Here is a 26,627-nt window from a genome sequence, read left to right as displayed (position 1 = left end):
GGTCAGCCGGCCGTCAGCTCGATATCCAGGCCGAGGTCCAGGGCAGCCACCGTGTGGGTGAGGGCGCCGACGGAGATCACGTCCACGCCGGTGGCCGCGATGGCCCGGACGGTGCCCAGGTTCACGTTCCCGCTGGCTTCCACCCGTGCGCGTCCTGCCACCAGGGCCACGCCGGCGTGCAGTTCCTCCAGCGTGAAGTTGTCCAGCATGATGGTGTCCACGCCGGCGGCCAGGACGGGTTCGATCTGGTCCATGCTGTCCACCTCCACTTCGAAGTGCGTGGTGTGGCCCAGTTGCGCCTTGGCGGCCCGGAGGAGCCCTGTCAGTTTGGCGGGCTCGCCGCCGGTCATCACGGCAAGGTGGTTGTCCTTGGCCAGCACGGCGTCCGAGAGGCTGTACCGGTGGTTCATGCCCCCGCCGCAGCGGACGGCGAAGCGTTCCAGCACCCGCAGGCCAGGGGTGGTCTTGCGGGTGTCCGTGATGCGTGCGGTGGTTCCTTCGGTAAGCCGGACGAACTCGGCGGTTTTCGTGGCGATGGCGGACATCCGCTGGACCAGGTTGAGCGCCACCCGTTCTGCCTGGAGCACCGAGCGTGCGGCTCCGCTGACCCGCGCAAGGTGGGTGCCGGCGTCGAACGCTTCACCGTCCGTCACCAGCAGCTCGACGTTCGTGGCGGGGTCCACCAGCTGCATGGCGTCCCGGAACACGGTGGCGCCGCTGAAAACGCCCGGCACCCGGGCATTCAGGACGGCTGTGGCACGGGCCCCGGCCGGGATCAGCAGCTGGGAGGTGATATCGCCGGAGGGTGCGTCCTCGGCGAAGGCGCGTTCCAGGATCTCCCGTACGGGAGCCGCCGGAAGGGTGAGGTCCAGTGCCGGCCTGGCGGGCGCAGCCTGGTCGAGTACGGCGGGTTCAGTCATGGAGGAGGCTCGCTTTCGGGCGCAGGGAGTACGTGGTGTCAGGTTCGGCGGGAGCGGCAGGTTCGTCGTTCCGGTAATGGGCGCCAAGGGATTCGGTCCGGTCCAGGGCCGCCCGGACCAGCAGTTGCGCGGCCAGCAGCAAATTCCGGTCTTCGTGCACCACAGGGTCATCGGAGCCGGCAACAGCGAGAGGATGCACGACGCCGGCCCACCGGTCAAGCGTCCGGCCAGCCGCGCGCAACAGCTCCCCGGAGCGCAGCACCCCGGCATGCGACGTCATGAGGCGACGAAGGGCATCCCGCGAAAAGGGCTCCCCGGCCCCTACTGCCCCACCGAAGCTGGACGGCCCACTCCCGCGCTTCGCTTCCAGTCCGCCCGGCTCGCCTTCTAAAGCAGCAGGGACGGCGACGTGCGCGCTTGCGTTTCGCGGCAGGGGTGCGGAAGCGTGCGTCAAGCGGAGGCCGCCCGCGGCCGAGGCAGCACGCGGAGCATCGCTGCCGCGGGACGCGTCCCAGCCCCGGTCACCGGAGAGAAAGGCTTCCACAGCGCGGCGGCCGAAGACGAGTCCCTCAAGGAGGGAGTTGCTGGCCAGCCGGTTAGCCCCTTGGACGCCCGTGCAGGCAACCTCGCCGGCGGCATAGAGGCCGGGGACGCTGGTGCGGCCGGCGTGGTCGGTGGCGATCCCGCCCATCCAGTAGTGGGCGGCGGGGGCGACCGGGACCAGTTCGCGGGTCCAGTCGATGCCGGCCTCGAGCGTCTTGCGGGTGAGCGTCGGGAACCGCCGGCGGAGGAAACCGCTGCCCTTGGCCTGTTCGATGGCGCGGGCGTCCAGGTAGACATGGCCGGTGGGGTCGCCGAGTTTGGCCAGGTGCAGGGCGATGCTGCGCGAGACGACGTCGCGGGGCGCGAGTTCGGCGTCGGGGTGGTAGGCCTTCATGAAGCGCCGTCCGCCGGCATCCACCAGGATGGCTCCTTCGCCGCGGACGGCTTCGGAGATGAGCAGCGGTCCGCCCGTGCCGGCCTGCCCGAAAGTATCAACCAGGCAGGTGGGGTGGAACTGGAAGAACTCCAGGTCTGCCACGGCCGCTCCCGCACGGACGGCGAGCGCCAGGCCGTCGGCGGTGGCCACCGCCGGGTTGGTGGTCTGGGCGAACAGTTGGCCGGCTCCTCCGGTGGCGAGCAGCACGGCGTCGGCCTCCAGGTGGGCGGACCGGCCTGCGTGGAGGTAGTCCACCCCGGTGATGGTTCCCGCACTCATGCGGAGCGCGGTGGCGTGTGCTTCGGAGATGATCGTGAGTTTTCCGGCATCCCGGCGGGCCAGTACCGCCTGGATTAGGGCTGCGGCGACCCGGGCGCCGGTGGCGTCGCCTCCTGCGTGCAGGATCCTTGGCGCGCTGTGTGCCGCTTCGAGGCCCAGGGCCGGTCCGCCGTCGGCAGTCTTGTCTTCCTGCGCAGCGGCACCCTGCCCTGCCTCCAAACCGTGCCCTGCGTCAAAGCTGACCCCGTAATGCTGCAGCCCGGCGATGTCGCCGGCGGCGTCGGCGCACATGAGCTGGACGGCAGCTGCGTCACAGTGGCCTGCCCCTGCCCGGAGGGTGTCGGCGACGTGCGCGGCAACGGTATCGCCCGGCGCGGGTGCTGCAAGGACTGCGGAGATGCCGCCCTGGGCGTACCAGGTGTTGCTCTGCTCCAGCGCACCTTTGGTCAGCAGCACCACGTCTGCGCCTGCGTCCGCCGCCTGCAGTGCCGCGTACAGGCCGGCGATGCCGCTTCCGACGACGGCAAGCCGGCGTGGCGGCAGGGCGGCACTGGGCTGCCGGGTCATTACGGCCTCGCAGCCAGCATGCGCTCGAGCGCAGTCCTGGCGTTCGCCTGCACGTCGTCGTCCACGGTGATGCGGTTGACCACGCGGCCGGCCACCAACTCCTCCAGGACCCAGGCCAGGTAGCCGGGGTGGATGCGGTACATCGTGGAGCAGGGGCAGATCACCGGGTCCAGGCAGAAGATGGTGTGCTGCGGGTATTCGGCGGCGAGCCTGTTCACCATGTTGATCTCTGTGCCGATGGCGAAGGTGGTGGGCTCGGTGGCGGCGGCGATCGCTTTCTTGATGAAGTCGGTGGAACCGGCTGAATCAGCGGCGTCCACCACCTCCATGGGGCACTCGGGGTGCACGATTACCTGGACACCCGGGAAATCGGCGCGGGCCTTCTCGATCTGCGCCACGCTGAAGCGCTTGTGCACGGAGCAGAAGCCGTGCCAGAGGATCACGCGGGAGTCCAGCAGCGCCTGTTCGTCATTGCCGCCGAGGTCCTTCCGCGGGTTCCACATGGGCATCTGCTCCAGCGGCACCCCGAGTGCTTTCGCGGTGTTCCGGCCCAGGTGCTGGTCGGGGAAGAACAGGACGCGCTGTCCCCGCTGGAAGGCCCACTCGAGGACAGTCTTTGCATTGGAGGACGTGCAGACAATGCCGCCGTGTTCACCGCAGAACGCCTTCAGCGCGGCGGAGGAGTTCATGTAGGTGACGGGGATGACCGGGACCCGGCCCTCGGCGTCCGGTTCCGTTCCAAAGACCTCCTCGAGCTGTTCCCAGCATTCCGCCACGGAGTCGGCGTCAGCCATGTCAGCCATGGAGCAGCCGGCGGCGAGGTTGGGCAGGATGACGGCCTGTTCAGGGGTGGAGAGGATATCCGCCGTTTCGGCCATGAAGTGGACGCCGCAGAACACGATGGCTTCCGCATCCGGCTTGGTGAGCGCCGCGTTGGCCAGCTGAAAGGAATCGCCCACGAAGTCCGCGTGCTGGATCACTTCGTCCCGCTGGTAGAAGTGCCCCAGGATCACTGCACGGTCGCCCAGCGTGGCCTTGGCCGCGCGGATGCGCTCCGCGAGTTCCGCGTCGCCGGCAAGTTTGTACTCCTCGGGCAGCTGCCCCTGGCGGGGGGTGGCCGCGGGCGCGGTGTCGGCGCTGGACGCTCCGGGGCCGTAGGCAGGGATGCCGGCGAGCGCTTCGGCCAGGTCGTAGTCCCACGGCCCCTTGGCGAGGGCAGGGCTGCAGGTGCTGCGGGTTGCGGCAGCGCCCTGTTCGGCCTGTTCGCGCGTGATCAGCTGGATCGCTGTGTTGACGCTGCTCATGGTGTGCTCCTGTTGTCGGGGTCGAGGCCGGGCCGGCCGGTGTAGCGGTAAAGGCGTGGCGGGCGGTGTTTGCCGCCCTGGAGGAATTCGCCGGTTTCTTCGATTTCGGGTGTGGCTTTGAGTTGCCTGCGGAAGTTGGCCGGGTCCAGTTCGCGGTCCAGGACGGCTTCGTAGACTTCCCGGACCTGGGCCAGGGTGAAGTACTCCCCCAGCAGGTGGTAGGCCACCGAGCCGTAGGCCAACTTGTTCCGCAGCCGCCACAGCGCGTAGTCGACGATGGCGTTGTGGTCGAAGGCCAGTTCCCCCAGGCGGTCGGCGCGGAACCAGCGGACGTTTTCCGATTCGTCGGCCAGGGCGGCCTCGGTGGGCTGGACCAGCGCCCAGTACACGATCGACACCACCCGTTGGGTCGGGGACCGGTGCAGGCCGCCGAACGCGTACAGTTGCTCGAGGTAGCTGGGGGCCAGGCCGGTGGTCTCCTGCAGGTTGCGGGCCGCGGCATCCTGGAGGGACTCGCTGTGGCTCAACGGTCCGCCCGGCAGGGCCCAGAGACCCTTGAAGGGCTCCCGGATCCGCCGCACCAAGGGAAGCCAGAGGGTGGGCCGGCCAGAGCGTTCACTGGGCCGCAGGGCGAAGATCACTGTGGAAATCGCAAGCGACGGCGGCGCAGCCTGCCGCTCCGAGACATTTGCCGAGCTGTAATACACCGCGTCACCGCCCTCCATCGTCCTTGACCGCCCCTCCGGGCCCGGATCCTTACTTATAGTCAGTTTGACCAAAACTAATAATACTTCCGCGAAGGCGGGAAGGGGAAATATTTCCCGGGGTTTGAGCTGGGCCATCTGCCGCAGCCCTTCGCCGGTGGTCAGTGGGACGCCGCCCGAGGCGGTAAATTCAAGAGGTCCCACAAGGAACGCTTCGCCGAACCACGCCCCAAGAAGGTTTACCGCCCATGACGATGAAGTCCGCCCGCACCATCCCTCCCGCACCGCACCACAGCAGCCCGGCCCCCCACAGCATGAAGCCGCGCCAGCTCACCATGATGGGGCTTGGCAGCGCCATAGGCGCAGGCCTGTTCCTCGGTTCCGGCGCAGGCGTGCAGGCGGCCGGCCCCGCAGTCCTGGTCTCCTACCTGGTGGCCGGAACGCTGATCATCCTGGTGATGTGGGCGCTGGGCGAGATGGCGGCCGCGAACCCGAACAGCGGCGCGTTCTCGGTCTACGCCGGGCGCGCGCTGGGCCGTACGGCCGGCGCCACCATCGGGTGGCTCTGGTGGCTGCAGCTGGTGGTGGTGATCGCCGCCGAGGCATTGGGCGCCGCGGGCCTGCTGTTCTCCGTCTGGCCCGTGGTTCCGGTCTGGGCGCTGGCGCTGCTGTTCATGGTGGTGTTCACGGCCATCAACCTCACCGGCGTCCGCAGCTTCGGCGAGTTCGAGTTCTGGTTCGCCATCCTCAAGGTGGCCGTCATCGTCCTGTTCCTTGCCATAGGTGCCGCCCTGCTCCTTGGCCTGCTGCCCGCCGTCGCGTCCCCCGGCCTTGCAAACCTCACGGCCGACTTCGCGCCCCGGGGCCTCGGCGGGGTGGCCGCCGCCCTGTTCGTGGTGATCTTCGCGTTCGGGGGGACGGAGATCGTCTCGGTGGCGGCGGCCGAAACCGAGGACCCTGAACGGAGCGTGGGCAAAGCCATCCGGACGGTCGTGTGGCGCATCCTGGTGTTCTACATCGGCTCCGTCTTCGTCATCGCCGCCGTCCTTCCCGCAACATCCAAGAGCCTTGCCTCGCCCTTCGCGGGCGTCCTCGACGCCGCCCGGATCCCCGGCGCTTCCGCCGCGATCACCCTGGTGGCCGTCGTCGCCCTCCTCTCGGCACTGAACGCCAATCTCTACGGGGCATCCCGCATGGCCTACTCCCTGGCACAGCGGGGCGAGGCGCCGCGCGCCCTGACCCGCCTCAACGGCGCGGGCGTCCCCCTCCTTGCGGTGGGCGTCTCGGTCGCCTTCGGCTTTATCGCCACGGTGCTGGAGCTGTTGTTCCCCGAACGCATCCTGCCGGCCCTGTTCCAGCTGGTCGGCTCGACGTGCCTGGTGGTCTGGGGCAGCGCGCTGGTGTCACAGCTGATCCTGCGGCGGCGGGCCGACCGGGACGGCACGCCGCTTCCCCTGCGGATGAAGGGCTTTCCCGGCCTGACATACCTGGGCCTTGCACTGTTGGGCCTGATCTTCGCCGTGGGCTTCAGTGCAGAGGGCAGCCGCGTGCAGCTCCTGAGCACCTTCGGACTGGTGGCAGGGATCGCGCTGGCCTGCGCCGCCGGTGCCCGGGTGGCCGCCGGACGCCGGGCCTCCGGCGGGTAGAGTGGTGCCCACCTGCGGGGGCAGCTGTTGGCGGGCCCCGGCATGACAGACGCACCGAAGCGCCGGGCCAGCCCAGGCGCAGAACCTGATGAGGACTGAGAGCATGAGCGGCAGGCACACCGGACAGCAGCACCCGCACACCGTGGAAGGCACGGATCCGCAGATGTATGTCGCGGTCCACGAGCCCGCCAACGACGCCGGGCTGCGGCCCGTGCTGCTGCTGCACGGTTTCTCCTCATCGTCCAAGCTCAACTGGGAGGACACGGGCTGGGTCACGGCGCTGCTCGAGGCCGGCCGGCGCGTCATCACCGTGGACCTTCCGGGCCACGGCCGCAGCGGCGCACCGGAGGACATGGACTCGTACTCCCCCAGCAAGATCCGGGCGGACCTGCTGCAGGCGGCGTTCGACGCCGGCGCGCGCCCCCTGCGCGAGGGCGATCCTTCCAGCGGGCTGGACGTAGTGGGCTACTCCCTGGGTTCCAGGCTGGCATGGGAGTTCGCCGCGACGCAGCCCGAACTGGTTCACCGGCTGGTGCTGGGCGGCCCAAACACCTCGGATCCGCTGGCCGAGTTCGACCTCGTCGCTGCACAGGACTACCTGGCGGACGGCACGCCCATCCAGGATGAATCCACGGCCCAGCTGCTCAAGATGGCCCTGCTGCTGCCGAGCAACAACATTTTCGCGCTGCTCTCCCTGGTGGAGGCCATCAAGGCCGAACCCTACGACCCCGCCGAGGCAGTCCCGCACGTGCCGGTGCTCCTCGTCGCCGGGGACAAGGACGAACGGCTGGCCAGCCTGCCCAAGCTTGCGGAACTGGCCCGGAGCGCCGGTTCCCTGGCCGAACAGCTGGTCCTGCCGGGCCGCAACCACACCAACGCCATCACCAGCCGGGCATTCAAACAGGCCGCCATCTCCTTCCTGGCTGTTTGACCGGCACCGGCGGTTTGACCGGCACAGGCGCCCGGGGTGGCGGGATGCCGACGCGAAGGGAGGGCAGGGAACATATGGGCATGCGATTTGAAGACCGCACCGAGGCCGGGGAGCGCCTGGCGACGGTCCTGGCCCAGTTCCGGGAACAGCCGGATGCCTTGGTGCTGGGCCTGGCCCGGGGCGGGATCCCGGTGGCCGCCGCCGTCGCCAGTGCGCTCAAGCTGCCCCTTGGCGCCATGCTGGTCCGGAAACTGGGAATCCCCGGGCACGAGGAAACCGCCTACGGCGCCCTTGCCTGGACACAGGGCCGCACCGTCAAAGTGGTTAACAAACCCCTCCTGGACCGTGTCCTCGAACATGGCGTGCGGCGCGAGTGGCTTGATGAGGTGGAAACCCGCGAGCGCGCCGAATTGCTGCGCAGGGCAGGACTATTCCCGGACGCCGCTTACGACGTTGCCGGCCGGACCGTCCTGCTGGTGGATGACGGCCTGGCCACCGGCGCCACGATGCGGGCCGCCGTCGAAGCAGCCCGCGCGGGTGGTGCGGCCGCCGTCGTCGCCGCCGCTCCTGTGGCGTCCGTTGACGCCGAAGCCTCGCTTGAACGCGTCTGCGATGCCGTGTTCGTCCTCTACCTGCCGGGCAAGTTCCGGGCGGTGGGCAGCTTCTACCGGCACTTTGGGCAGCTGACGGACGACGACGCCGCCGGATTCCTCACCCGATGACGCCATCGGCACACCCCAACCGGCGCTGACAACGCTGCAGGCCCGGACATCGGTCCGGGCCTGCAGCGTTGAGTCCAGCCGTTAGTGGTGGGCGCTGACGCCGAGCGGGCGGCCCTTGGTTTCCTTGGCGAGCACCACTCCAACGGCGGAAATGACGCACAGCACCATGATGTAGATACCGATCGAACCGGTCCACCTGGTGGACTGCAGCAGCGACTCCGCGATGGTTGCGGCGAAGGCGCCGCCCAGGATGGCTCCGAACGCGTAGCCGATGGAGATGCCGGAGTACCTGACGTTGGCCGGGAACATCTCGGCATACATGGCGGACATGGGGCCGTAGGACAGGCCCAGGCCGATCGTCAGGACGAACAGCGCGATGCCGTACAGCATGATGTCCTTGGTATCGATCAGGGCGAACATCGGGATCATCCAGGCGAAGACGATGGCGTAGCCCAGCAGGAAGGTCTTGACCCGGCCGATGCGGTCGGACAGCCAGCCGCCCACCAGGGTGAAGATCAGCCAGCCGAAGGACGCCAGCGTGGTGGCCAGCAGGATCTGCGGCGTGGGCATCTTCAAGGTCTTCGTGGCGTATGAGATGAAGAACGCGATCAGCAGGTAGCCGGCTGCGTTGTTGCCGATGAAGATCAGGGTGGAGTACAGGACCGGCAGCTTGTGGTTCCGGATCAGCTCGCCCAGGGGCGCCTTGCTCTCCTTTTTCCGCAGGGCCATCTCCTGGAAGACCGGGCTCTCGGCCACGGCGCGGCGGATCATGTACCCGACCACGATCAGGACGATGGAGAGCAGGAACGGCACGCGCCAGCCCCAGGCCGCAAAGTCTTCCTTGGACATGCTGGTGTTGAGGAAGAACAGCAGCCCGGTGGCCAGGATCATCCCCACGGGCACACCGATCTGCGGGTAGGCGCCAAACAGGCCGCGGCGGTTGATCGGCGCGTGCTCCACGGCCATGAGGGCAGCACCGCCCCATTCACCGCCAGCTGAGAAGCCCTGGATAATGCGCAGCAGGATCAGCAGCACCGGAGCCCAGGCCCCGATCTGCGCATAGGTGGGAAGCATGCCGATCAGGGCGGTGGCGGCCCCCATCATCACGAGGGTGAAAACCAGCATCGCCTTGCGCCCCAGCCGGTCCCCCAGGTGGCCGGCGATCACGGCTCCGAGGGGGCGGAAAAGGAAGCTGATGCCGATGAGGGCGAAGGACAGGATCTGCGCCAGCCCCGGGTTGGACTCGTTCAGCGGTGCCAGGAACAGCGGCGACAGCAGCGTTGCGGTCAGCTGGGCAAAGATGAAGAAGTCGTACCACTCGATGGTGGTGCCGACCAGGGTACCGGCGAGGACCTTGCGCTCCTCGCGCCGGCTGCTGGGGCCGGCGAGCGTATCCACCTTGGAGGGTGTGGTCATTGAAACTCCATTGTTTATTGGGCGGCAGTGCGCCCGGTCGCCTTCAGGATTACCGACAGAACGGTCAGTTAGTTAGTAGGGTACTACGAAAATGTGATGCTGAACACGCGGTTTGGAAATTCGCCCACCGATGGACCCGGGAAGGAATTAGTTCTATATTTGAATAGCAAGTTCGCAATGAGGACACTACCGCCATGGCCTTCCCAAAACAAGAGTTCCAGGGCCCCGGCCCGAGCCGCCTAGGATGGAGTCCATGACTCCTCCAGCCGCAGCCCGGGCGGGAGCCGCGCCGCAGCAGGCTTCCGCGCCGCCGTCCCAGACGCTCTCGCGCGGTATCCGTGCCCTCGAAATCCTTGCAGCGGCCCCGGGGCCGCTCACCATTGCCGAGCTTGCCGACGCCATGGGTGTCCACCGCTCGGTGGCCTACCGCATCCTGCGCACCCTGGAGGACCATTCGCTCCTGGTGCGGGACGATGCAGGCAAGGTCCAGCCGGGACCCGGGCTGGCGGTCCTGGCGCGGGGCGTATCCCGGAACCTGCAAAGTGCTGCTCTGCCCGAGCTCACGCATCTCGCCAACCTGCTGGACATGACCGCGTTCGTGGCTGTCTGGGACCATCACGACTGCATCACCCTGGTCACCGTGGAGCCCAGGCACTCCGGGGCCACCGTGGCCCAGCACCCTGGAACCAGGCACCCAATCAACGCCGGCGCGCCGGGGATTGCCATCCAGTCCGCCATGTCCGAGGCCGAGTGGGACCGGCTGGACACGGGCATCGCCTACCGCCCGGAGGCAGCCGAGGCGCGCAGGACGGGGTATTCCGCCAGCCACGATGAAGTGATTGCCGGTGTTTCCTCGCTTGCGGCGCCGGTCCGTGTGCCGGGCGGCCGGCCGGCGGCCCTTGCCGTCGTGTACATCCGTTCCGCCCATGATCCTGCGGCCGTGGGCACCGCCCTGGCAGAAAGTGCGGCGCGGATCGAAAGCCAATTGGCATAGCTCCCGCCCGCGCCGCGCCGGGCTGCCCGGGAGATGCCGGTTGCGGCCGTCAGTGGCGGCGGCGAAGGACGACGGCGGCTGCCGCACCCAGCAGCGCCAACGCTCCCGCGGCGCAGAGCGGAACAAGGAACGCGCTACCGTAGCCGTGGACCTGTGCCAACTGGCCGCCAATGAAGGACCCGAGCGCCGTCCCGGCGACAATGCCGCTGGCCAGCCCGGTCATGACCGTGCCGAGACGCCGCGCAGGGGCGAGGGCGCCGCCCACGGCGAACACGGTGACCATGACCGGTCCCACCGGCAGGCCCAGGACCAGCAGCACCACAGCCATGCCGCCCAGGGAAGCGGGCAGCAGCAAGAGGACGGCCAGCGCCGCCATCAGCCCCGCGCACAGCATCCACCGCAGGTCAAGGCTGGCGCGCCGGGGCCAGTAGGCCACCGACAGCGCTGCCACCGCGGAACTCAGGCCCATCACCGCGTACAGCAGCCCTGCGATCTCGGCACCGGCGAGCCCGGCCGAGAAGGCGCTCAGGGCAGCCTGGGTGGAACCAAAGAACGTTCCCATGCAAACCATCGCGGCAACGGGCAAGGCAACAGCCCAGGGCATCCTTTTACCGATGGCTGGGCCGCGGTCCCGCCCGGCGGCGCGCCGCGCAACCGGCACCGCGCGGTGCGTGGGATGCGCGGCAAAAGCGGGAACCAGCGTGATGGTGATCGCTGCCGCCAAAGCCAGGGGCAGCCACGGAGCGACCGCACTGGCGAGGACGCCCACCAGTGCGGGGCCCAGGACGAAGGTCACCTCGTCGGCGGTGCTTTCGTAGGACAGTGCGGTATCCAGGTCTCGGTCCGGGCCGTCAGACCCGCCCGGGGCAGGGGACGTCAGCGCCATCCAGCGGACCCGGGCCAGGGGTCCCACCTGCGGGCTGCTGGCCCCGGCGGCGAAGGCTGCGGCCAGCAGGGCCAGCGGGAAGTTTTCGTCCTGTTCCAGGGCGCAGGCAGTGAGGATCAGGAGCGCCACAGCCGCCGTGTTCAGGACCGCGGACAGCAGCAGCACCGGGCGCTGGCCCCGCCGGTCCGCCAGGGATCCCAGGATCGGGGCACCCAGGGCCGATCCGATGCCTACGGCCCCTGCCGCAGCGCCCCCGGTGGCAAAGGAGCTGCTGGTGGAGGTGACCAGCGTCAGTGTGCCCATGGTCAGCATGGCCAGGGGCAGCCGTGCGAAGAGTCCCAATGGCAGGAAGCTCTTCCCGGCCAGCAGGGGAAGCCGGGCGAAGCGTCCTTCGCGCGCAGCTCTCTCCGGGCCCTGGGTGGCAGCTTCCGGGGTGGCTGAAGGTGATGTTTGAGAAGTCAATTCCGGGCTCGTTCAGTCAGCGCGCATCGTCCCTCCTCCCGATGCGCCCAACCCGGTAACGCGTCCAAGTATATCGGCCGCCGGGGCGGGCTGCTGGTACTGCCGCCGGCCCGCCTGCCGGCAACACGCTGCGTACCGCCACCGCTCCGTCAGACGACGGCGTCCAGGCTTTCCGAGATCCGGAGCGTTGAGCCGTTGCGGCCTTTGAGGACCTGGAGCTGCGTGCCGATCCGCTGCTTCATCTCGGCAACGTGGCTGACCAGGCCCACAACCCTGCCGCCGTCCCGGAGCCCTTCAAGGGCGTCCATGACCTGCTCGAGGGATTGCTCGTCCAGGCTGCCGAACCCTTCGTCCACGAACAGGGTCTCGATCTCCACGCCCCCGGACTCCTGCTGCACCACGTCCGCGAGCCCCAGCGCCAGCGACAGCGACGCCATGAAGGATTCCCCGCCGGAGAGGGTGGAAGTGTCCCGGCGGTAACCCGTCCACTGGTCCACCACTTCCAGGCCGAGTCCGGATTTCGCTCCCCGGGCGGCCTTGGCGTCGGTGTGCTGCAGGAGGTACCGGCCGTCGCTCATGGCCACCAGGCGTTCGGAAGCTGCGAGGGCCACCTGCTCCAGCCGGGCTGCCAGGACGTAGCTGTTGAGACTCATCCGGTAGGTGTTCTCACCCCTGCCTGCCGCAGTATCGGCCAGCGACGCCAGCATCCGCGCCCGCTCGGCCGGTTCCCGGGCTGAACCCGCAAGCACGTCGTACTCTGCCGCGACGGATGCCAAGGACGTCAGGCAGCGGCGGGCAAGGCCGGCGGCCAGGTCGGCGGCGCGGGCATCCTGCTGGGCGGCGTCCGCTTCGCGGCGCAGTGCCGCCAGCCGTTCCCCGTCCACCGCGAAGCCGCCTGCCGCTTCCTCATGTGCCAGCAGAATGTCCTCGGACGCGAACAACTCGGCAACCCGGGCGGCTTCATCCTGCGCCGCCCGGATTCCGGCCTCCAGCGAAGCCACCTCGGGTGCGGCCAGGAGCTGGCTGCGGACTTCCCCGGCCGTGGCGAAGCCTGCTCCGGGGAGTGCCAGCTCGAGCTGTTCCTGCGCGTCTGCCGCCTGGCTCCGGGCTGCTGCGAGACGTGCCTGCGCCTCAACGGCCTGGTCCAGTGCCGCAACGGCGCCTTCAAGGGCCCGCAGCCGCCGGGACAGGCTGGGGTGCTCCCCCCGCAGCGCCGCCAGCGCCTGGTCCAGCGATTCCTCCTGTTCCGCCAGGTCGGCGAGGGTTCCCGAAGCCTGGGAAAGCCCCGCCTCTGCGTCGGCAACCTTTGCCTGGTTTCCGGCGATGTCGGCGTCGAGTGTTTCCAGCCGCCTCCGGGTCCCCAGGAGTTCCTCGGCGGCTTCCTCGGCATCAGCCGCCGCTGCGAGCGCCCGCTCGGCGCCGGCACGCGCCTCCTCTACGGGGGTGTTCCCGCCCTGTCCGGAGAGGACGGCAACCAGTTGCCCGGCTTCGGCCAGTTCTGCGGCTACGGCAGCATGGGCCGCCTCCGCGTGCTCATACGCGGCGTGGGCGGCTTCCTCGTCCTGGGCCAGGCCGGGACCTTCACTGCCCGCAGCCGCAGGATCGGGGTGTTCTTCGCTGCCACATACGGGGCATTGGCTGCCGGGGGCCAGTTGCGCGGCCAACTCGGATGCCGCATTGGCGAGCCGCTCTTCCCGGAGGTCCAGCCAGCGGCGCTTGGCCTCCAGCAGGTTTTCCCGGGAATCGTCGTGGCGCAGCTTGATCCGGTGCCTGGCCTGGCACGCAGTGCCGTACCGGCGGACCACGTCCAGCAACTCCTCGGCAGCCCCGGCCTCCTTGCGCCGCAGCGCCGCGTCGCTGGCACGCAGTTCCAGGTGCTGCATTCCCGCTGCAAGGCGTTCCCGTTCCGCCAGGAGTTGCCCCGCGCGGGCCTCCAACCTTCCGGCTGCGGCTTGGAGTTCCGCCTGCCGGTCCAGCAGGCTGCGGTGCCGTTTGCGCAGGGACTGAAGCCGTTCCTCATCCGGCAGCCGGGCCTCGACAACTGCCAGCAGCGAACGGAGGCGGCCCAGTTCTTCCGCGGCATTCGTCGCGGCCGGCCGCGCGCCGGCGGTTCCCCCGCCTGCGGCACCGGCGCCGTGAAGATCCACTGCAGGATCGTCGCCGGCATCGTCATCTGCAGGCGACAGCTCCAACTGGGCCAGTTCGCCGTCCTCGGCCGCGGCGAGCCGGAGCAGGGTCATGGCGGACTCGGCTGCGCGCTCGGAGCCGCGCACCTTTGCCGCGGCGGCATCCACGGTCTGCAACTGGCCCGCGAGGACCTCGGCCTGGCGGTGCCGGGCCAGCCGGGCGGAGAGGTCCTCCAGGTGCGGCGCGGCGTCCGCCACTGCCGTTTGCCGCGCCACCGCTGCTTCGAGCTTGCGGTGGCGTTCATGCCGGGCGGCCTCGGCGTCAGCGGCATCCCGTCGTTCCCGGCTCACGGTTTCCGCCGTCTCGGCCAGCCCGCTGAGTTCCTGCAGGCGCAGGTCAACGGCGCGTTGCAGCCACGCGAGCCTGCCGGGAATGTCCTCTGCGGGGGGCGCAGCGGCGTCGTCGAGCTGCAGCTGGGCGGCTTCTGCCTCGGCGCGCGAGGCAAGGAGTGCCAGTTGCGCAGTGAGGGCGGCGACGTCCTCCCGTGCGGCGGCGGACTGCCGGGACAACTCCTGCTCCAGGGCTTCAAAGCGCTGGGTGCCGAAAAGCTTCTGCAGCAGGTCCAGCCGGTCAGTGGCCTTGGATCGCAGGAAGGCAGCGAAGTCACCCTGCGGCAGCATGACAACCCGGGTGAACTGGTCGCGGTCCATGCCCAGCAGGGCCATGATCTCAGCCCCCGCTTCGTCATTGCGGGCAGACTTCTCCACCCAGGCCCCGCCCACCCGCTCCCGCAGGAGAGTCTTGGCCTGCTGCACGGTGAAGCCGTTTTTGCCCCGGGCGCTTGGCTTTTCCCAGGCCGGTGAGCGCGTCACTTCGAAACGGCGCCCCTGGGCGGAAAACTCGCAGGTCACCGCGGGTTCCTGCGAAGGCTCCGCGTGGTCGCTGCGCAGCCGCTTGCCGTCCTGCCGCGCTCCGGGAACAGATCCGTACAGGGCAAAGCAGATGGCGTCCAGCACGCTTGTCTTGCCGGCACCGGTTGGACCGTTCAGGAGGAACAGGCCATGGGCGCTGAGCCGGTCGAAGTCGATGTCCTCCGTTCCCGCGAAGGGGCCGAACCCGGCAATCTTCAGGTGGTGGATCCTCACCGGGAGACCTCCAGGAGCCGGACGTTTTCCAGCGCCGCGGCGAGCGCGGCCTTTTCGGCGTCATCGGGAACCCGTCCCCGCACGTGCTCCAGGAACCCGCAGCAAACGGAGAGGTCGTCCGGCGCCTCAGCGAGCCTGCTGCTGTAGGACGCCTGGCTGGTGGCCCCGGCCCCCTGCGGGTCAAAGGAAAGGACGAGGGTGTCCGGGAACCGGGAGCGCAACCGCTCCATGGCCCGCGCGGGCCTCTGGGCATCGGTCAGCGTGACCTGGCAGTACGCGGTCTCCGCCCAGGCGTGGTCCGGCGATTCCAGGAGGCTGGACAGTTGTCCGCGCAGCACCGCCAGGGTGCGCGGCGCTTCCCAGCGGACCTCCTCCACGGCGGTCACTCCCTCGGCACCGATGTCCACGAGCCAGGCGCCTTTCTGGTGCCCCGCTTCGGAGAACGAGTAGGCCAGGGGCGACCCCGAATACCTGACCCGGTCCGATAAGGTTTGCCGGCCGTGCAGGTGGCCCAGCGCGGTGTAGCTGAACCCGTCGAAGAGATCCAGCGGCACGGCGCCGACGCCGCCAATGCTGAGGTCCCGTTCGCTGTCCGAGCTGATTCCCCCGCTGGCGAAGGTGTGGGCCAGGACCACCGGGTGTACGGCCGCGGCATCGGAGCGTCGCCCGACGTCCTCCCGGATACGTGCTGTTGCCGCCCGGGTGACCTCGAAGTGGCTTGCCGTCTCCACGCCCAGCTGCTCCGCAGTGAGCCGGGGCTCAAGCCACGGAATGCCATAGACGGCAACGACGGCTTCCTGGCCCGCGGCGTCCGTCCCCAGGGGCAGCAGCAGCGGTTTGTCCAGGTCCTCCACCCGGGTGCGCAGGTGCACTCCCCCGCGTTCGAGCAGCCGGGAGGCGAAACCCAGGCGGATGGCGGAATCATGGTTGCCGCTGGTAAGGACCACCTGCGCGCCGGCGGACGTCAGGCGGACCAGGGCGTCGTCGAGCAGGTGGACCACGTCCACCCCCGGCAGCGCGCGGTCGTAGACGTCTCCCGCGATGAGGACGACGTCCACGTGATGCCGGACAACAGCCGCCACCAGCTGGTCAACGAAGCCGCGTTGGGCTTCCAGCATGCCGACGCCGTGGAAGGAACGGCCCAGGTGCCAGTCCGAAGTGTGAAGTAACCGCATGTTCCTAAGCTATCGGCAGCCACTGACAGTACTGATACCGGCTCACCGGCGTCATGCCGGCGACGCAGCGGTCATCGCCGCTTGCCCTCGAAAAACTCCTGTGCCTCACTCACGCCTGCCGCCTTCTCCCCATCGGTGCGCGCGTCATCGGCCGGCTCTTCCGGGTCCGCTACCAGGCCGTCGTCGTCAATGCTGCCTGCATGGTCACCGCCCGCAGCGTTCTCGGCGGCTTCCACCCCCGCAGCCTCCCGGTGACCTGCCACAGTGGCTGTTGCAGCACCGCGGAATACGAGCCCCGCGAGGGCTGCCCCCAGCAGGGGTGCCGCCAGGAACACCCACAACTGCTCCATTGCCCAGCCGGAGCTGAACACTGCCGAAGCCAGGGCGCGGGCGGGGTTGAACGGCAGGTTGCCCACCGACTGGCCCAGCTGCAGGAGCGCCGCGAAAGAGAGGCCGACGGCGACCGGTGCCACGGTGCGCAGACCGCCGTCACGTCCGGCCGCGCCGAGGAAGACGGCCACGACGATCGCCGCCCCCAGGACCTCCAGGAGCAGCACTGCGGCCATCGGAGCCTGGATGATGGAGTGTTCGCCGAATCCCGCGGCGACTGTATCGAAGGCGGTCCTGCTGTCCTGGATGCCGGGCAGCGTGCTGAGGATCCCGAACAGGGCCAGGGCGCCGAGCAGCGCGCCCACCGCCTGGGCAAGGACGTAGGCTGCTGCCGTGCCGGGGCGGATCCTGCCCGCCAGGAGGTGTCCGAGGGTGATGGCGGGGTTGAAGTGGCCGCCGGAGACGTGGCCGAACGCCAGCATCGCGGCCGTCACTGCAAGACCGGCGGCCAGGGCGGCCGGGACAGGGCTGGACTGCGGGATGCTGAACAGCGGCACGCCCAGTCCGGCCACGGCCAGGAAGAGGCTGCCGAAGGCCTCGGCCGACAGCCGGTGCAGCAGCGCGGGCTGCGCGGCAGCCGGGGCGGCTGGCTGCTGGGTGTCACGGCCGGGAACAAGGGTGCTCATGTGGAACCTTCAGTTGGGGGGTGGGCTTCGGGGCTGCGCCGGGCAGCCCCAGCAGTATTCCATCCCAGGCTGTGCGTTTGCTGGACAGCTGCTGGACATTGCGGGCCCGTTCCAGTGCCGCAAAGGACCACCGCCGCAAAGGGCAGGTGCCGCCGCCACGGTAAATTTACTGCATGAGTACCGATCACCGCGTCCCCGTCCCCACCCTGAAGTCCCGCATCCACGGCTGCCTTCTGGGCGGAGCGCTGGGTGATGCGGCGGGCTATGCCGTGGAGCTTCCGGGCGGCCTGTTCTCCGACGATACCCAGCTGACCCTCTACACCGTGGACGGGCTTGTGGAGGCCCTGGAATGGGCCAACGCGGGCGTGGGCGCGGACGTCAACGCGTGCCTGTGGCTGGCGTACCTGCGCTGGCTTGCCACCCAGGGCGAGGACGCGGGGCCTTCGGCGCCGGTCCCCCAGCCCCGTTGGATCGACGGCAACGAGGTCCTGCGCCGGCGCCGGGATCCCGAGCAGGACTGCATCTCCGGCCTCGCCACCGGTGAAATGGGCACCGCGGCCCGTCCCGTCAATCCTTCATCGAGGGGCCGCGGAACGGTGATGCGTTCGGCACCGTTCGGCCTGGTGCCGCACATTACATCCGACGCCGTCTACAAGTTGAGCGCAGATGCCGCCGCACTGACGCACGGGCACCCCGCTGCACGCCAGAGTGCCGGAATCTTCAGCCTCCTGATCCACCGCCTGGTGTCCGGCGAAGGATTGCGGGCGGCCGCTGAGGCCGTCACGGCGCATGCGGCCGGACTCCCGGACGTGGCACCGGAGCTGCCGCGGCGGCTGGAGGCTGCCCTTCGCCTCGCAGGCTCAGCCCCTGTGCCCGGAGAGCTGGACGAGGCGCTGGGCGGGGGTGATGCAGCCGAAGAAGCCCTCGCCGTCGCGCTTTACTCCGCGCTGGCCACCGCCCCGCGCGGTGGCGCCGCCCTGCCGTCACAGCACTTCAGCGAGGCTGTGGCACTGGCGGTGAGCCACGGCAGCGCGCGGGATACGGCGGGCGCCCTGACGGGCAGCATCCTGGGAGCCGGCTACGGGGAGGACTGCCTGCCGGTCCAGTGGCTGGAGGTGTTGGAGGGGGCCGAGGTGGTCCGCGGCATGGCCGACCAGCTGGTGGGGGTTACGACCGGCGAAGGCTGATGTTGTTGCACGCCTCGCAGATGTCCTCCGGGATGACGCCGCGGCGCTGCAGGAACCCGAAGATGGTGCAGCCGAGGCAGAAGCCGGCAAACGCTTCCAGGGAGGCCGCGACCGCCAGGATCCCCAGCAGCGTCCAGGCTGCCGGGGCCGCACCTGAGGCAAGAAGGAGCAGGGCGGCGGTGGAGACCGCGGCGCCGATCCCCTGGGCGAAGCGCTTGGGCGGCCCGGGCACCAGCTTCACCTTTCGCAGGCGCGGTGTGATGACTTTCACCGACAGCAGCGCCAGGGGCGAGATCCGGGGGCCGAACAGCACGCGCAGCCAGAATCCGACGGCGATGGCGAGCAGTCCCCAGAGGGAACCGGTGGCGGCGGTGACGACAGCCAGCAGCACGACAAGCCCGGCCGTCACGCGGGCTGCGTACTCGTTGACGGGATTGGGAAAAGCGAACAGGGTGCCCATGAGGCAAGGCTAGGAGGCGGCCGCCGGGACGCAAAGATTTGTTGCGCCGGATGACCCATCATGCGGTCCGCCGACCATCTGCAGGAACTCCCCCTCGGACAGCACCTCGATCGCCTGCCCCCGCTCATGGAGCTCCAGGACGCGCCGCGCTTTTCCGGTCAGGCGGCCAGAGCGCAGGTCGGAGGCGACGAACCCGTCGCCCACCACCAGGACGGTGGTGCGGCCGGTCACGCGGCTTTCGGTCCGTGCGCCGCAGCGCGCCGAACGCTGCTTCGCCTCCGGGCGGGCAATGGACAATTGCCCGGTGAAGACGATGGTCTGGCCGTAGAGCGGGTGGCCTGGCTCGGCATCGGGATCCGGGTCCGGGTTCAGGCCTTCCTCGGGCCAGCCGGACTGGAACCGGCGCAGCAGCGCCGCACCGTTGCCGGAAGCGCCGGACATGGCGGCCACGCTGGGCTTGGAGAGCTCACCGCTGGCCGGATCGAAAGCATGCTGCCGTGGCATGGCCAGGCCCAGCGACAAGTAAAGTTCGGCGATGCTGTTGGCGCCGTTGCGGGTGGCAATGTCGATCAGAATTCCGGCGCACGCCCGTGCATCCTCAGCGGCGTCGTGGTGGTTGACCAGCGGAACCCCCGCTTCCTCGGCGGCGAAAGGCAGCGAGTTGGACACGAGCGAGTAGCAGCGCCGGGATAGCATGACCGTGCAGACATAGTCGTAGGCCGGACCGGGCATGCCGGAGACTTCCAGTGCGGAGCGGATCACGCCGAGGTCGAACGCTGCGTTGTGGGCGGCCAGGACGTCATCGCCGATGAAGGCGCCAATCTCCGGGAACAGCTCCCCGAACCGGGGCTGCCCTGCCACGTCGGCAGGAGTGATCCCGTGGATGCGCACGTTGTGGTGGTCGAAGTGGTCGTAGTTGGCCGGCGGACGCATCAGCCAGGATGCTTCGGCCACGATCTTCCCGCCCCTGACCTTCGTCAGTCCCACTGAACACGGGGAGCCCCGGAAGCCGTTCGCTGTTTCGAAGTCAATCGCCGTAAAGTCCAAACCCACGGCCCCCACCTTACCGCCGGAAGCGGCCCGGCCCGGGACGCACAGGCCCGTCAAGTACCCTTGAGGGGTGAACTTTCCTGTGATGAACGACCTCGCTGTGTCCATGCTGGGCGGTGCGGGACCGGTCCAGCCGCAGCTGGCCTCCTTCCTGCCCGACTGGCTGAACCCCCAGGTGTTCCTGGCCGATCCCGCCCTTGCACCGTGGGTGGTCCTGCTGGTGTGCGGGATCGTTTTTGCGGAGACCGGCTTGTTGGTTGGGTTCTTCCTGCCGGGCGATTCCATGCTGTTCACCGCGGGCCTGCTGGTGGCCACGGACACCATCAAGTTCAACGTGTGGCTGCTGGCCCTGCTGATCGTGGTCTCGGCCATCATCGGCAACCAGACGGGCTACCTGATCGGCTCCAAGGCCGGACCGGCCATTTTTAACAAGCCCAACTCGAGGCTGTTCAAGCGGGAAAACGTTGAAAACGCCCACGCCTTCTTCGAAAAGCATGGCGGCAAGGCCCTGATCCTGGCCCGTTTCGTGCCCATCATCCGCACTTTCGTTCCGGTCATCGTGGGCGTCGCGCAGATGAGCAGGAAGAAGTTCTTCCTGTACAACGTCATCGGGGCAGTGCTCTGGGGCGGCGGCGTCACGCTGCTCGGCTACCTGCTGGGAGACAAGGTCCCGTGGGTCCGCGACAACCTGGACATCATCTTCATCGCCATCGTGCTGGTCTCGGTGATCCCCATCGGCATCGAGGTCCTGCGCGGGCTCTCCGCCAAGCGCCAGGCCAGCGCCTACGGCACCGACGCCGTGGACGAGTACATCGAAGAGCACGAGCCGGAGGAGGAGCGCAAGACTCCGCGCAATATCCACGGCACCCGCCAGGAGTAGCGGCTCCCCATTAACAGCACGAAGGGTGCGCGCCCCCTGAACGGGGCGCGCACCTTTTGTCTATTCCGCAGCCTGCAGCGCCGCCACGATGGACGGAAGCAACGCACGGAAGGCCTTCCCGCGGTGGCTGATGGCGTTCTTTTCCTCCGCGGACAGTTCCGCGCAGCTGCGGTCCTCGCCGGCCGGCTGGAGCACAGGGTCGTAGCCGAAGCCGCCTTCCCCCCGGGGCTCCCGCAGGAGGAACCCTTCCAGCTGGCCGTACTCCACCACTTCGCGCCCCGGACCTCCGTCCGGGCCGGGCACCGCCAGGGCCGCCGCGCAGACGAACGCTGCCCCGCGGTGCTGGTCCGGCACGTCGGAGAGCTGGTTCAGCAGGAGCTCCAGGTTGGCGGCGTCGTCCCCGTGGCGCCCGGCCCAGCGCGCTGAGAAGATCCCGGGCGCGCCGCCCATGACGTCCACCGCCAGGCCCGAGTCGTCGGCGATGGCCACCAGGCCGGTGGCGCCGGCCACCGCACGTGCCTTCAGCAGCGAATTCTCGGCGAAGGTGACGCCGGTTTCGGCGACGTCGGGCGCACCCGCCGCGGCTGCGTCCACCACCTGGGTGTCGACGTCGAGCCCGGGCACCTGCCCGCGCAGCAGTTCCCGCAGTTCCCGCAGCTTGCCCTTGTTGTGGGTGGCGAGCACCAGCCGCGCAGCAGGGACGCTCACAGGGTGTCCGCCAAGGTTTCGCGCTGGATGGCCGCGAGCTGCGTGGTGCCCAGCAGGGCCAGGTCCAGCAACTGGTTCAGCTCCTCGCGGTCGAACGGTGCTCCCTCGGCGGTCCCCTGCACTTCGACGAATTTGCCCGAACCGGTGACCACAACGTTCATGTCGGTCTCGGCCCGCACGTCCTCGACGTACGGCAGGTCCAGCATGGGAACGCCGTCGATGATCCCCACGGAAACGGCGGCAATGGTGTCCAGGAGGGGCTGCGCGTTCTTGGCGATCAGCTTGGTGTCCCGGGCGAAGCGGATGGCGTCGGCCAGCGCCACGTAGGCACCGGTGATCGCCGCAGTGCGCGTGCCGCCATCGGCCTGCAGGACATCGCAGTCCAGCACGATGGTGTTTTCGCCCAGGGCTTTGGTGTCGATGATGGACCGCAGCGACCGGCCGATCAGGCGCGAGATCTCATGGGTGCGCCCGCCGATCTTGCCCTTGACCGATTCCCGGTCGGAGCGGGTGTTGGTGGCGCGCGGCAGCATGGCATATTCGGCGGTGACCCAGCCGCGGCCTTCGCCCTTGAGCCAGCGCGGAACTCCGGCGGTCAGGGAAGCCGTGCACAGCACCCGCGTATTGCCGAATTCGATCAGCGCCGATCCCTCAGCCTGGTTGGACCATCCGCGGGTGATGCTGATGGGCCGGAGCTGGTCGGGGGCACGGCCGTCGGCGCGCACGATGGGCACTGCTGTTGCTTCAGATGTCATGCCTTTAGCTTATCGAGTGCCGCCCGGGCGGGCGCGCGGGTACCTGCGCGGCACCCGGCAGGACGCAGCCCCTAGATCGTGTAGTGCACGCCCGCCACGGCGACGGCCACGTCACCGGGGAAGACCGGGCGGGCTTCCGCCATGACGGTGGTCTGGGACGTCCAGACGGGGATGTGCGTCAGCAGCAGGCGGCGGGCCCCGGCGGCAGCGGCAGCCTCGCCCGCCCGCTTGCCCGTGAGGTGGACGTCCTTGATGTCGCTGTCCCGGCCTTCCTCGAAGGCGGCTTCACACAGGAACAGGTCTGCGTCCCTTGCCGCTTCCTCAAGCCCGGGGCAGGAGTCGGTGTCGCCCGAGTACGTCAGGGTCCGGTGGACCGGTGTTCCGTCCTTGCCGGGCTCCACCACGTCCACGCGCAGCGCGTAGGCCTCCTCGATGGGGTGGTTCACAGCGTACGGGGTGACGGTGAAGGGTCCGACGGTCACGGGCTTGCGCTCCGCCCAGTTGGTGAAGTCGAACTCCTCGTGCATCCCGGGGTCCAGGTCCAGGCCGTACGCGGTGGCCATCCTGTCAGCCGTGGCCGCGGGCCCCCAGACGGGAATCCGGCCGCGTCCCCAGCCGCCGGGCTTCCAGCGGATGGCCACATGCAGCCCGCACAGGTCCATGCAGTGGTCCGGGTGCAGGTGGGTAAGGAAGATCGCGTCGATGTCCTCCAGGTCCGTGTAGCGCTGGATAGCCCCCAGCGCCCCGCTGCCGAGGTCCATCACCACCTTCCACGTCCGCTCGCCGTCGCTGGCAGTCAGCAGGTAGCACGACGCCGGGGAGCCGGGCCCGGGGAACGAGCCCGTACACCCCACAATGGTCAGCTTCACAGGGCAGGTCCCCCGGCGCGGCCGGCATCCGTGAGCCCACCGCCCACGAAGTTCGAGATGCGGGGGCGCTGCCGGGCGCCTTGGGCTGCCGCGATCATCTCCGGCGTGATGCGCGCCAGGCTGCCGGTGGGATACTGGGCCGCCACGTGGTCAACCTGGCGCACGGACAGCACCTCCGGGCCCAGGAACCGCCGGGCCAGGGCTTCGAACTGCCCGGCGTCGCCGGTGGCCACGAAGTGGTGCTCGGGCGGAGCATCGGAGGTGCGCTGCAGGTTGTGGGTGGCCAGGGCCCGGTACACGTCCTTCGCGGTTTCCTCGGCGCTGGAGACGAGCGTGACATCCGCGCCCATCACGTACGAGATCACGCCGGTCAGCAGCGGGTAGTGGGTGCAGCCCAGGACCACTGTGTCCACGGCGGCAGCCTTCAGCGGTGCCAGGTATTCCTCGGCGACGGCGAGCAGGGCCGGGCCGGTGGTGATGCCCGCCTCCACGTAGCTGACGAACTCGGGGCACGCCACCGAGGTGATGTCGAGGTCCGGGGCCGCGGCGAACGTGTCCTCGTAGGCGCGCGAACCCACGGTGGCAGACGTGCCGATGACGCCCACCTTGCCGGTGCGGGTGGCGGCGACCGCACGCCGCACCGCCGGCTGGATCACCTCGATGACCGGGATGCCGTACCTCGCGGTGTACCGCTCGCGGGCATCGCGCAGCACAGCGGCCGACGCCGAGTTGCAGGCAATGGTCAGCAGCTTGACCCCGGAGTCCACCAGTTCGTCCATCACGCCCAGGGCGTTGGCCCGCACCTCAGCAATGGGAAGGGGGCCGTACGGCCCGTGGGCGGTGTCCCCCACGTAGAGGATCGACTCGTTGGGGAGCTGGTCGATGATGGAGCGGGCAACGGTCAGGCCGCCGACTCCGGAGTCGAAAACGCCGATGGGCCGGGTTGCCGGAGCGGCGGCCGGAAGGTCGCCGGCCGCGGGCGCCGGTTCAGTTCGCGCTGACGGGTCCATGCTCGAGGCTGTTGTCATGATTATTCGAGGATAGGTGCTCCCCGATGTGTCAGGCATCATCTTGTGGCCTGCAACTCGTGTCTGATCTGTCACAAGGACCCCGGGAACGGCGGCGGCCGCCGCTCAACGCCGGGATTCCAGCGACTGCAGCATGGCCTGGACCAGGGATTCCTGCAGCCAGGTGGTGAAGTTGTACACCAGCGCCAGGTAGCTCTCCACATCCTCGGCCTGGGACCAGTCCTGCATCCGGTGGACGTGCTCCGCGTCTGCCTCGTCCCGGATGTCCAGCCGCTCGGCCAGGACCAGCCGCACATCGTTCAGCGCCATGGACCAGTGCCGTGCCCCTTCGGGCGTCAGCACGATCTCGTCCTTGTCCAGGTCCAGGGCGGCTGCGCGCAGGGCCCCGATCTTCGTTTCCCGCAGCGAACGCTCGGTGAGTTGGCGGAACTCAAGGCTGGCCGCGCCGTCGTCCTTCACCACGTTGGGCAGCAGGCGCCGGACGGCACGGTCCGTGGGCTCGGTAACGTCCATGTCGAGTCCGATCAGTGCCGCCAGGGGGTCCTGCCCGGCGCGTTCCTCGGGCTGGAGCATGGAGATGACGTCGTCGATCAGGCTGCGCAGCAGGTCCCGTTCGGCCGGTTCCAGGTAGCCGGTGATGCCTTTGAGCCCGTACTTGAATGCCTTAGCCACGTTTCCCCTTGCCCTGGCCCGGACCGCCGGACTTGCCTGAATTGCCGCCGCCCCCGCTTGCCTTCTCCACCGTGGCCCACAGCCCGAAGCCGTGCATGGCCACCGCGTGCCGCTCCACCTGTTCCTTGCTGCCCGAGGCCACGATGGAGCGGCCCTTCTTGTGGACCTCCATCATCAACTTGTTGGCTTTGCTTTCGGAGTAGCCAAAGTAGCTTTGGAACACGTAGCTGACGTAGCTCATGAGATTGACGGGATCGTTCCAGATCACCAGGTTCCAGGGGATGTCCGGCGCGGTCAGCGAGTCGGTGGACTCTGCTGTGCCGGTCCGGGTGCCCTCCTGCGTATCAGGGCCGGGCGCAACGCTTATGGTCATCTGTCCATTCTATGGGGACGCCCGATAGAGTGATTTTCGTGAGCACCTCAGCCGGCTGGGACCATCCCCGCACGTCCTTTTACACTGACCACTACGAGCTGACCATGCTGCAGGCGTCCCTCCACTCAGGGGCGGCGCACCGCAGGTCCGTGTTTGAGGCGTTTGCCCGGCGGCTGCCGGACGGCCGGCGCTACGGCATCGTGGCCGGAACGGGACGCCTCCTGGAAGGCATCGCCAACTTCCGCTTCGGCAAGGCTGAACTGGAGTTCCTGGAGCGTACGCACGTGGTCAACCAGGAGACCCTCGAGTACCTGGCCGACTACAAATTCTCGGGCGACATCTGGGGCTACGCCGAAGGCGAGGCGTACTTCCCCAACTCCCCGATCCTCATTGTCGAGGGCACGTTCGCGGAGGCCTGCATGCTGGAGACGTACATCCTCTCGGTCCTCAACCACGACACCGCCATCGCCTCCGCCGCGTCCCGGATGGTCAGCGCCGCGCACGGCCGGCCCTGCATCGAAATGGGGTCACGCCGCACGCACGAGGAAGCGGCCCCCGCATCGGCACGGGCGGCCATCATTGCCGGCTTTGACAGCACCTCCAACCTCGAGGCCGGCATCCGGTACGGAGTGAAGACCGTAGGCACCGCGGCCCACTCGTTCACGCTGCTGCATGACACCGAGCGGGATGCCTTCGAGGCGCAGATAGGCTCGCTTGGCGAGGGCACGTCGCTGCTGGTGGACACGTACGACGTCGAAAAGGCCGTCCGCACGGCCGTTGACCTGGCCGGGCACCGGCTCGGCGCGGTCCGGCTGGACTCGGGCGACCTGGTGGACCAGGCACAGTGGGTGCGCCGGCTGCTGGACGACCTTGGCAACGAAAACACCAAAATCGTTGTCACGTCCGACCTGGACGAGTACGCCATCGCAGCGCTGCAGTCCGCGCCCGTCGACTCCTACGGCGTGGGCACCTCGCTCGTGACAGGCTCGGGAGCCCCTACGGCCAGCATGGTCTACAAGCTCGTCAGCCGCACGGACGACGACGGGAATTTCGTGTCCGTTGCCAAGGCAGCCAAGAACAAAGCGAGCGTTGGCGGGCGCAAGTACGCGCTGCGGAAGCTGGACGGGCGCGGCACGGCCACCGCCGAGGTGGTGGGTGTGGGCCATCGGCCCGAGGACGACGGCAACGACCGGCCGCTGCTGCAGCAGTTCATGAAGAACGGCGAGCTGCTGCCGGGATGGACCGGCCACGAGGGAGTAGTCCGGGCCCGCCAGCGGCACGCGGAGTCAATGGCGGAACTCCCGCCGGTGGTCAACCGGCTCCAGCGCGGCGAGGCTGCGATCCCCACGCTCTACGAAGACAACTGAGGAGA

At 69.0% G+C, this 26,627-nt stretch carries 24 protein-coding genes; 7 read left to right on the top strand and 17 right to left on the bottom strand.

Annotation, left to right across the window (positions count from 1 at the left end):
* Positions 1–2 precede the first annotated feature (2 nt).
* The 4 genes from nadC to AC3IMC_RS05180 are packed head-to-tail and all read right to left on the bottom strand — an operon-like array spanning position 3 to position 4,774.
* Positions 3–920, bottom strand: a complete 918-nt coding sequence (gene nadC, locus AC3IMC_RS05195; protein ID WP_490917340.1) for a carboxylating nicotinate-nucleotide diphosphorylase — start codon at positions 918–920, stop codon at positions 3–5.
* Positions 913–2,745, bottom strand: coding sequence for an L-aspartate oxidase (locus AC3IMC_RS05190; RefSeq protein WP_490917339.1), 1,833 nt, complete (start codon positions 2,743–2,745; stop codon positions 913–915). Before AC3IMC_RS05190 ends, nadC begins: the two co-directional genes overlap by 8 nt.
* Positions 2,745–4,049, bottom strand: coding sequence for a quinolinate synthase NadA (gene nadA, locus AC3IMC_RS05185; RefSeq protein ID WP_490917338.1), 1,305 nt, complete (start codon positions 4,047–4,049; stop codon positions 2,745–2,747). Before nadA ends, AC3IMC_RS05190 begins: the two co-directional genes overlap by 1 nt.
* Entirely contained in the window at positions 4,046–4,774 is a 729-nt protein-coding gene (locus AC3IMC_RS05180; protein WP_490917337.1) for an NUDIX hydrolase, read from the bottom strand. The genes nadA and AC3IMC_RS05180 overlap by 4 nt, the downstream gene beginning before the upstream one ends.
* 227 nt (positions 4,775–5,001) lie before the next feature.
* Between AC3IMC_RS05180 and AC3IMC_RS05175 the strand changes: the two genes are divergently transcribed.
* The 3 genes from AC3IMC_RS05175 to AC3IMC_RS05165 all read left to right on the top strand — a co-directional run bounded on the left by AC3IMC_RS05175 (position 5,002) and on the right by AC3IMC_RS05165 (position 8,052).
* Positions 5,002–6,399 (top strand): amino acid permease, encoded by a 1,398-nt coding sequence (locus tag AC3IMC_RS05175; RefSeq protein ID WP_490917336.1) that lies wholly within the window; start codon positions 5,002–5,004, stop codon positions 6,397–6,399.
* A gap of 103 nt (positions 6,400–6,502) precedes the next feature.
* The gene (locus AC3IMC_RS05170; protein ID WP_490917335.1) at positions 6,503–7,330 is read left to right on the top strand and encodes an alpha/beta fold hydrolase; all 828 of its coding nucleotides are present in this window, start codon (positions 6,503–6,505) and stop codon (positions 7,328–7,330) included.
* 74 nt (positions 7,331–7,404) lie between these two features.
* Complete coding sequence (locus AC3IMC_RS05165) at positions 7,405–8,052, top strand: phosphoribosyltransferase (RefSeq protein WP_490917334.1); 648 nt, start codon at positions 7,405–7,407, stop codon at positions 8,050–8,052.
* Between the two features lie 81 nt (positions 8,053–8,133).
* Here the strand turns inward: AC3IMC_RS05165 and AC3IMC_RS05160 are convergent, their stop codons facing one another.
* The gene (locus AC3IMC_RS05160; RefSeq protein ID WP_490917333.1) at positions 8,134–9,468 is read right to left on the bottom strand and encodes an MFS transporter; all 1,335 of its coding nucleotides are present in this window, start codon (positions 9,466–9,468) and stop codon (positions 8,134–8,136) included.
* A gap of 253 nt (positions 9,469–9,721) precedes the next feature.
* Here AC3IMC_RS05160 and AC3IMC_RS05155 point away from each other — a divergent pair, with 253 nt between their 5' ends.
* A complete protein-coding gene (locus AC3IMC_RS05155) occupies positions 9,722–10,462 on the top strand; it encodes an IclR family transcriptional regulator (protein WP_490917332.1) in 741 nt (246 codons plus the stop codon).
* Between the two features lie 49 nt (positions 10,463–10,511).
* Here the strand turns inward: AC3IMC_RS05155 and AC3IMC_RS05150 are convergent, their stop codons facing one another.
* From AC3IMC_RS05150 to AC3IMC_RS05135, 4 genes are all read right to left on the bottom strand, one after another.
* A complete protein-coding gene (locus AC3IMC_RS05150) occupies positions 10,512–11,810 on the bottom strand; it encodes an MFS transporter (RefSeq protein WP_490917331.1) in 1,299 nt (432 codons plus the stop codon).
* A gap of 149 nt (positions 11,811–11,959) precedes the next feature.
* Entirely contained in the window at positions 11,960–15,082 is a 3,123-nt protein-coding gene (locus tag AC3IMC_RS05145) for an AAA family ATPase (protein ID WP_490917330.1), read from the bottom strand.
* Entirely contained in the window at positions 15,079–16,257 is a 1,179-nt protein-coding gene (locus AC3IMC_RS05140; RefSeq protein WP_490917329.1) for an exonuclease SbcCD subunit D, read from the bottom strand. The genes AC3IMC_RS05145 and AC3IMC_RS05140 overlap by 4 nt, the downstream gene beginning before the upstream one ends.
* A 71-nt stretch (positions 16,258–16,328) precedes the next feature.
* On the bottom strand, positions 16,329–17,273 hold the full coding sequence (locus tag AC3IMC_RS05135; protein WP_490917328.1) for an MIP/aquaporin family protein: 945 nt from the start codon (positions 17,271–17,273) through the stop codon (positions 16,329–16,331).
* A 173-nt stretch (positions 17,274–17,446) separates the two neighbouring features.
* Between AC3IMC_RS05135 and AC3IMC_RS05130 the strand changes: the two genes are divergently transcribed.
* A complete protein-coding gene (locus tag AC3IMC_RS05130) occupies positions 17,447–18,460 on the top strand; it encodes an ADP-ribosylglycohydrolase family protein (protein WP_490917327.1) in 1,014 nt (337 codons plus the stop codon).
* On the opposite strand, the gene AC3IMC_RS05125 is transcribed toward AC3IMC_RS05130, so the two are convergent.
* Together AC3IMC_RS05125 and AC3IMC_RS05120 are read right to left on the bottom strand one after the other, a co-directional pair.
* On the bottom strand, positions 18,441–18,920 hold the full coding sequence (locus tag AC3IMC_RS05125) for a DUF4395 domain-containing protein (RefSeq protein WP_490917326.1): 480 nt from the start codon (positions 18,918–18,920) through the stop codon (positions 18,441–18,443). The genes AC3IMC_RS05130 and AC3IMC_RS05125 overlap by 20 nt on opposite strands.
* A gap of 9 nt (positions 18,921–18,929) precedes the next feature.
* A complete protein-coding gene (locus tag AC3IMC_RS05120; RefSeq protein WP_490917325.1) occupies positions 18,930–19,973 on the bottom strand; it encodes a 3'-5' exonuclease in 1,044 nt (347 codons plus the stop codon).
* 82 nt (positions 19,974–20,055) lie between these two features.
* On the opposite strand from AC3IMC_RS05120, the gene AC3IMC_RS05115 reads away from it, so the two are divergent.
* Positions 20,056–20,850, top strand: a complete 795-nt coding sequence (locus tag AC3IMC_RS05115) for a VTT domain-containing protein (protein WP_490917412.1) — start codon at positions 20,056–20,058, stop codon at positions 20,848–20,850.
* Between the two features lie 60 nt (positions 20,851–20,910).
* Here the strand turns inward: AC3IMC_RS05115 and rdgB are convergent, their stop codons facing one another.
* From rdgB to clpS, 6 genes are all read right to left on the bottom strand, one after another.
* Positions 20,911–21,558 (bottom strand): RdgB/HAM1 family non-canonical purine NTP pyrophosphatase, encoded by a 648-nt coding sequence (gene rdgB, locus AC3IMC_RS05110; RefSeq protein WP_490917324.1) that lies wholly within the window; start codon positions 21,556–21,558, stop codon positions 20,911–20,913.
* Positions 21,555–22,313, bottom strand: coding sequence for a ribonuclease PH (gene rph / locus AC3IMC_RS05105; protein WP_441863454.1), 759 nt, complete (start codon positions 22,311–22,313; stop codon positions 21,555–21,557). Before rph ends, rdgB begins: the two co-directional genes overlap by 4 nt.
* Positions 22,314–22,384: 71 nt before the next feature.
* The gene (locus AC3IMC_RS05100; RefSeq protein ID WP_490917323.1) at positions 22,385–23,182 is read right to left on the bottom strand and encodes an MBL fold metallo-hydrolase; all 798 of its coding nucleotides are present in this window, start codon (positions 23,180–23,182) and stop codon (positions 22,385–22,387) included.
* On the bottom strand, positions 23,179–24,210 hold the full coding sequence (gene murI / locus AC3IMC_RS05095) for a glutamate racemase (protein ID WP_490917322.1): 1,032 nt from the start codon (positions 24,208–24,210) through the stop codon (positions 23,179–23,181). Before murI ends, AC3IMC_RS05100 begins: the two co-directional genes overlap by 4 nt.
* 105 nt (positions 24,211–24,315) lie before the next feature.
* Positions 24,316–24,882, bottom strand: a complete 567-nt coding sequence (locus tag AC3IMC_RS05090; RefSeq protein ID WP_490917321.1) for a DUF2017 domain-containing protein — start codon at positions 24,880–24,882, stop codon at positions 24,316–24,318.
* Complete coding sequence (gene clpS, locus AC3IMC_RS05085) at positions 24,875–25,255, bottom strand: ATP-dependent Clp protease adapter ClpS (protein ID WP_490917320.1); 381 nt, start codon at positions 25,253–25,255, stop codon at positions 24,875–24,877. Before clpS ends, AC3IMC_RS05090 begins: the two co-directional genes overlap by 8 nt.
* Before the next feature lie 38 nt (positions 25,256–25,293).
* On the opposite strand from clpS, the gene AC3IMC_RS05080 reads away from it, so the two are divergent.
* Positions 25,294–26,622 carry a nicotinate phosphoribosyltransferase gene (locus AC3IMC_RS05080; protein WP_490917319.1) on the top strand — a complete coding sequence of 443 codons (1,329 nt, stop codon included), beginning with the start codon at positions 25,294–25,296 and terminating at the stop codon, positions 26,620–26,622.
* Positions 26,623–26,627: the final 5 nt, after the last annotated feature.

It is taken from the genome of Arthrobacter sp. E70 (genome assembly GCF_058266945.1).
Note: the sequence above shows the minus strand (reverse complement) of the source record. Positions and strands in the feature narration are given on the sequence as shown.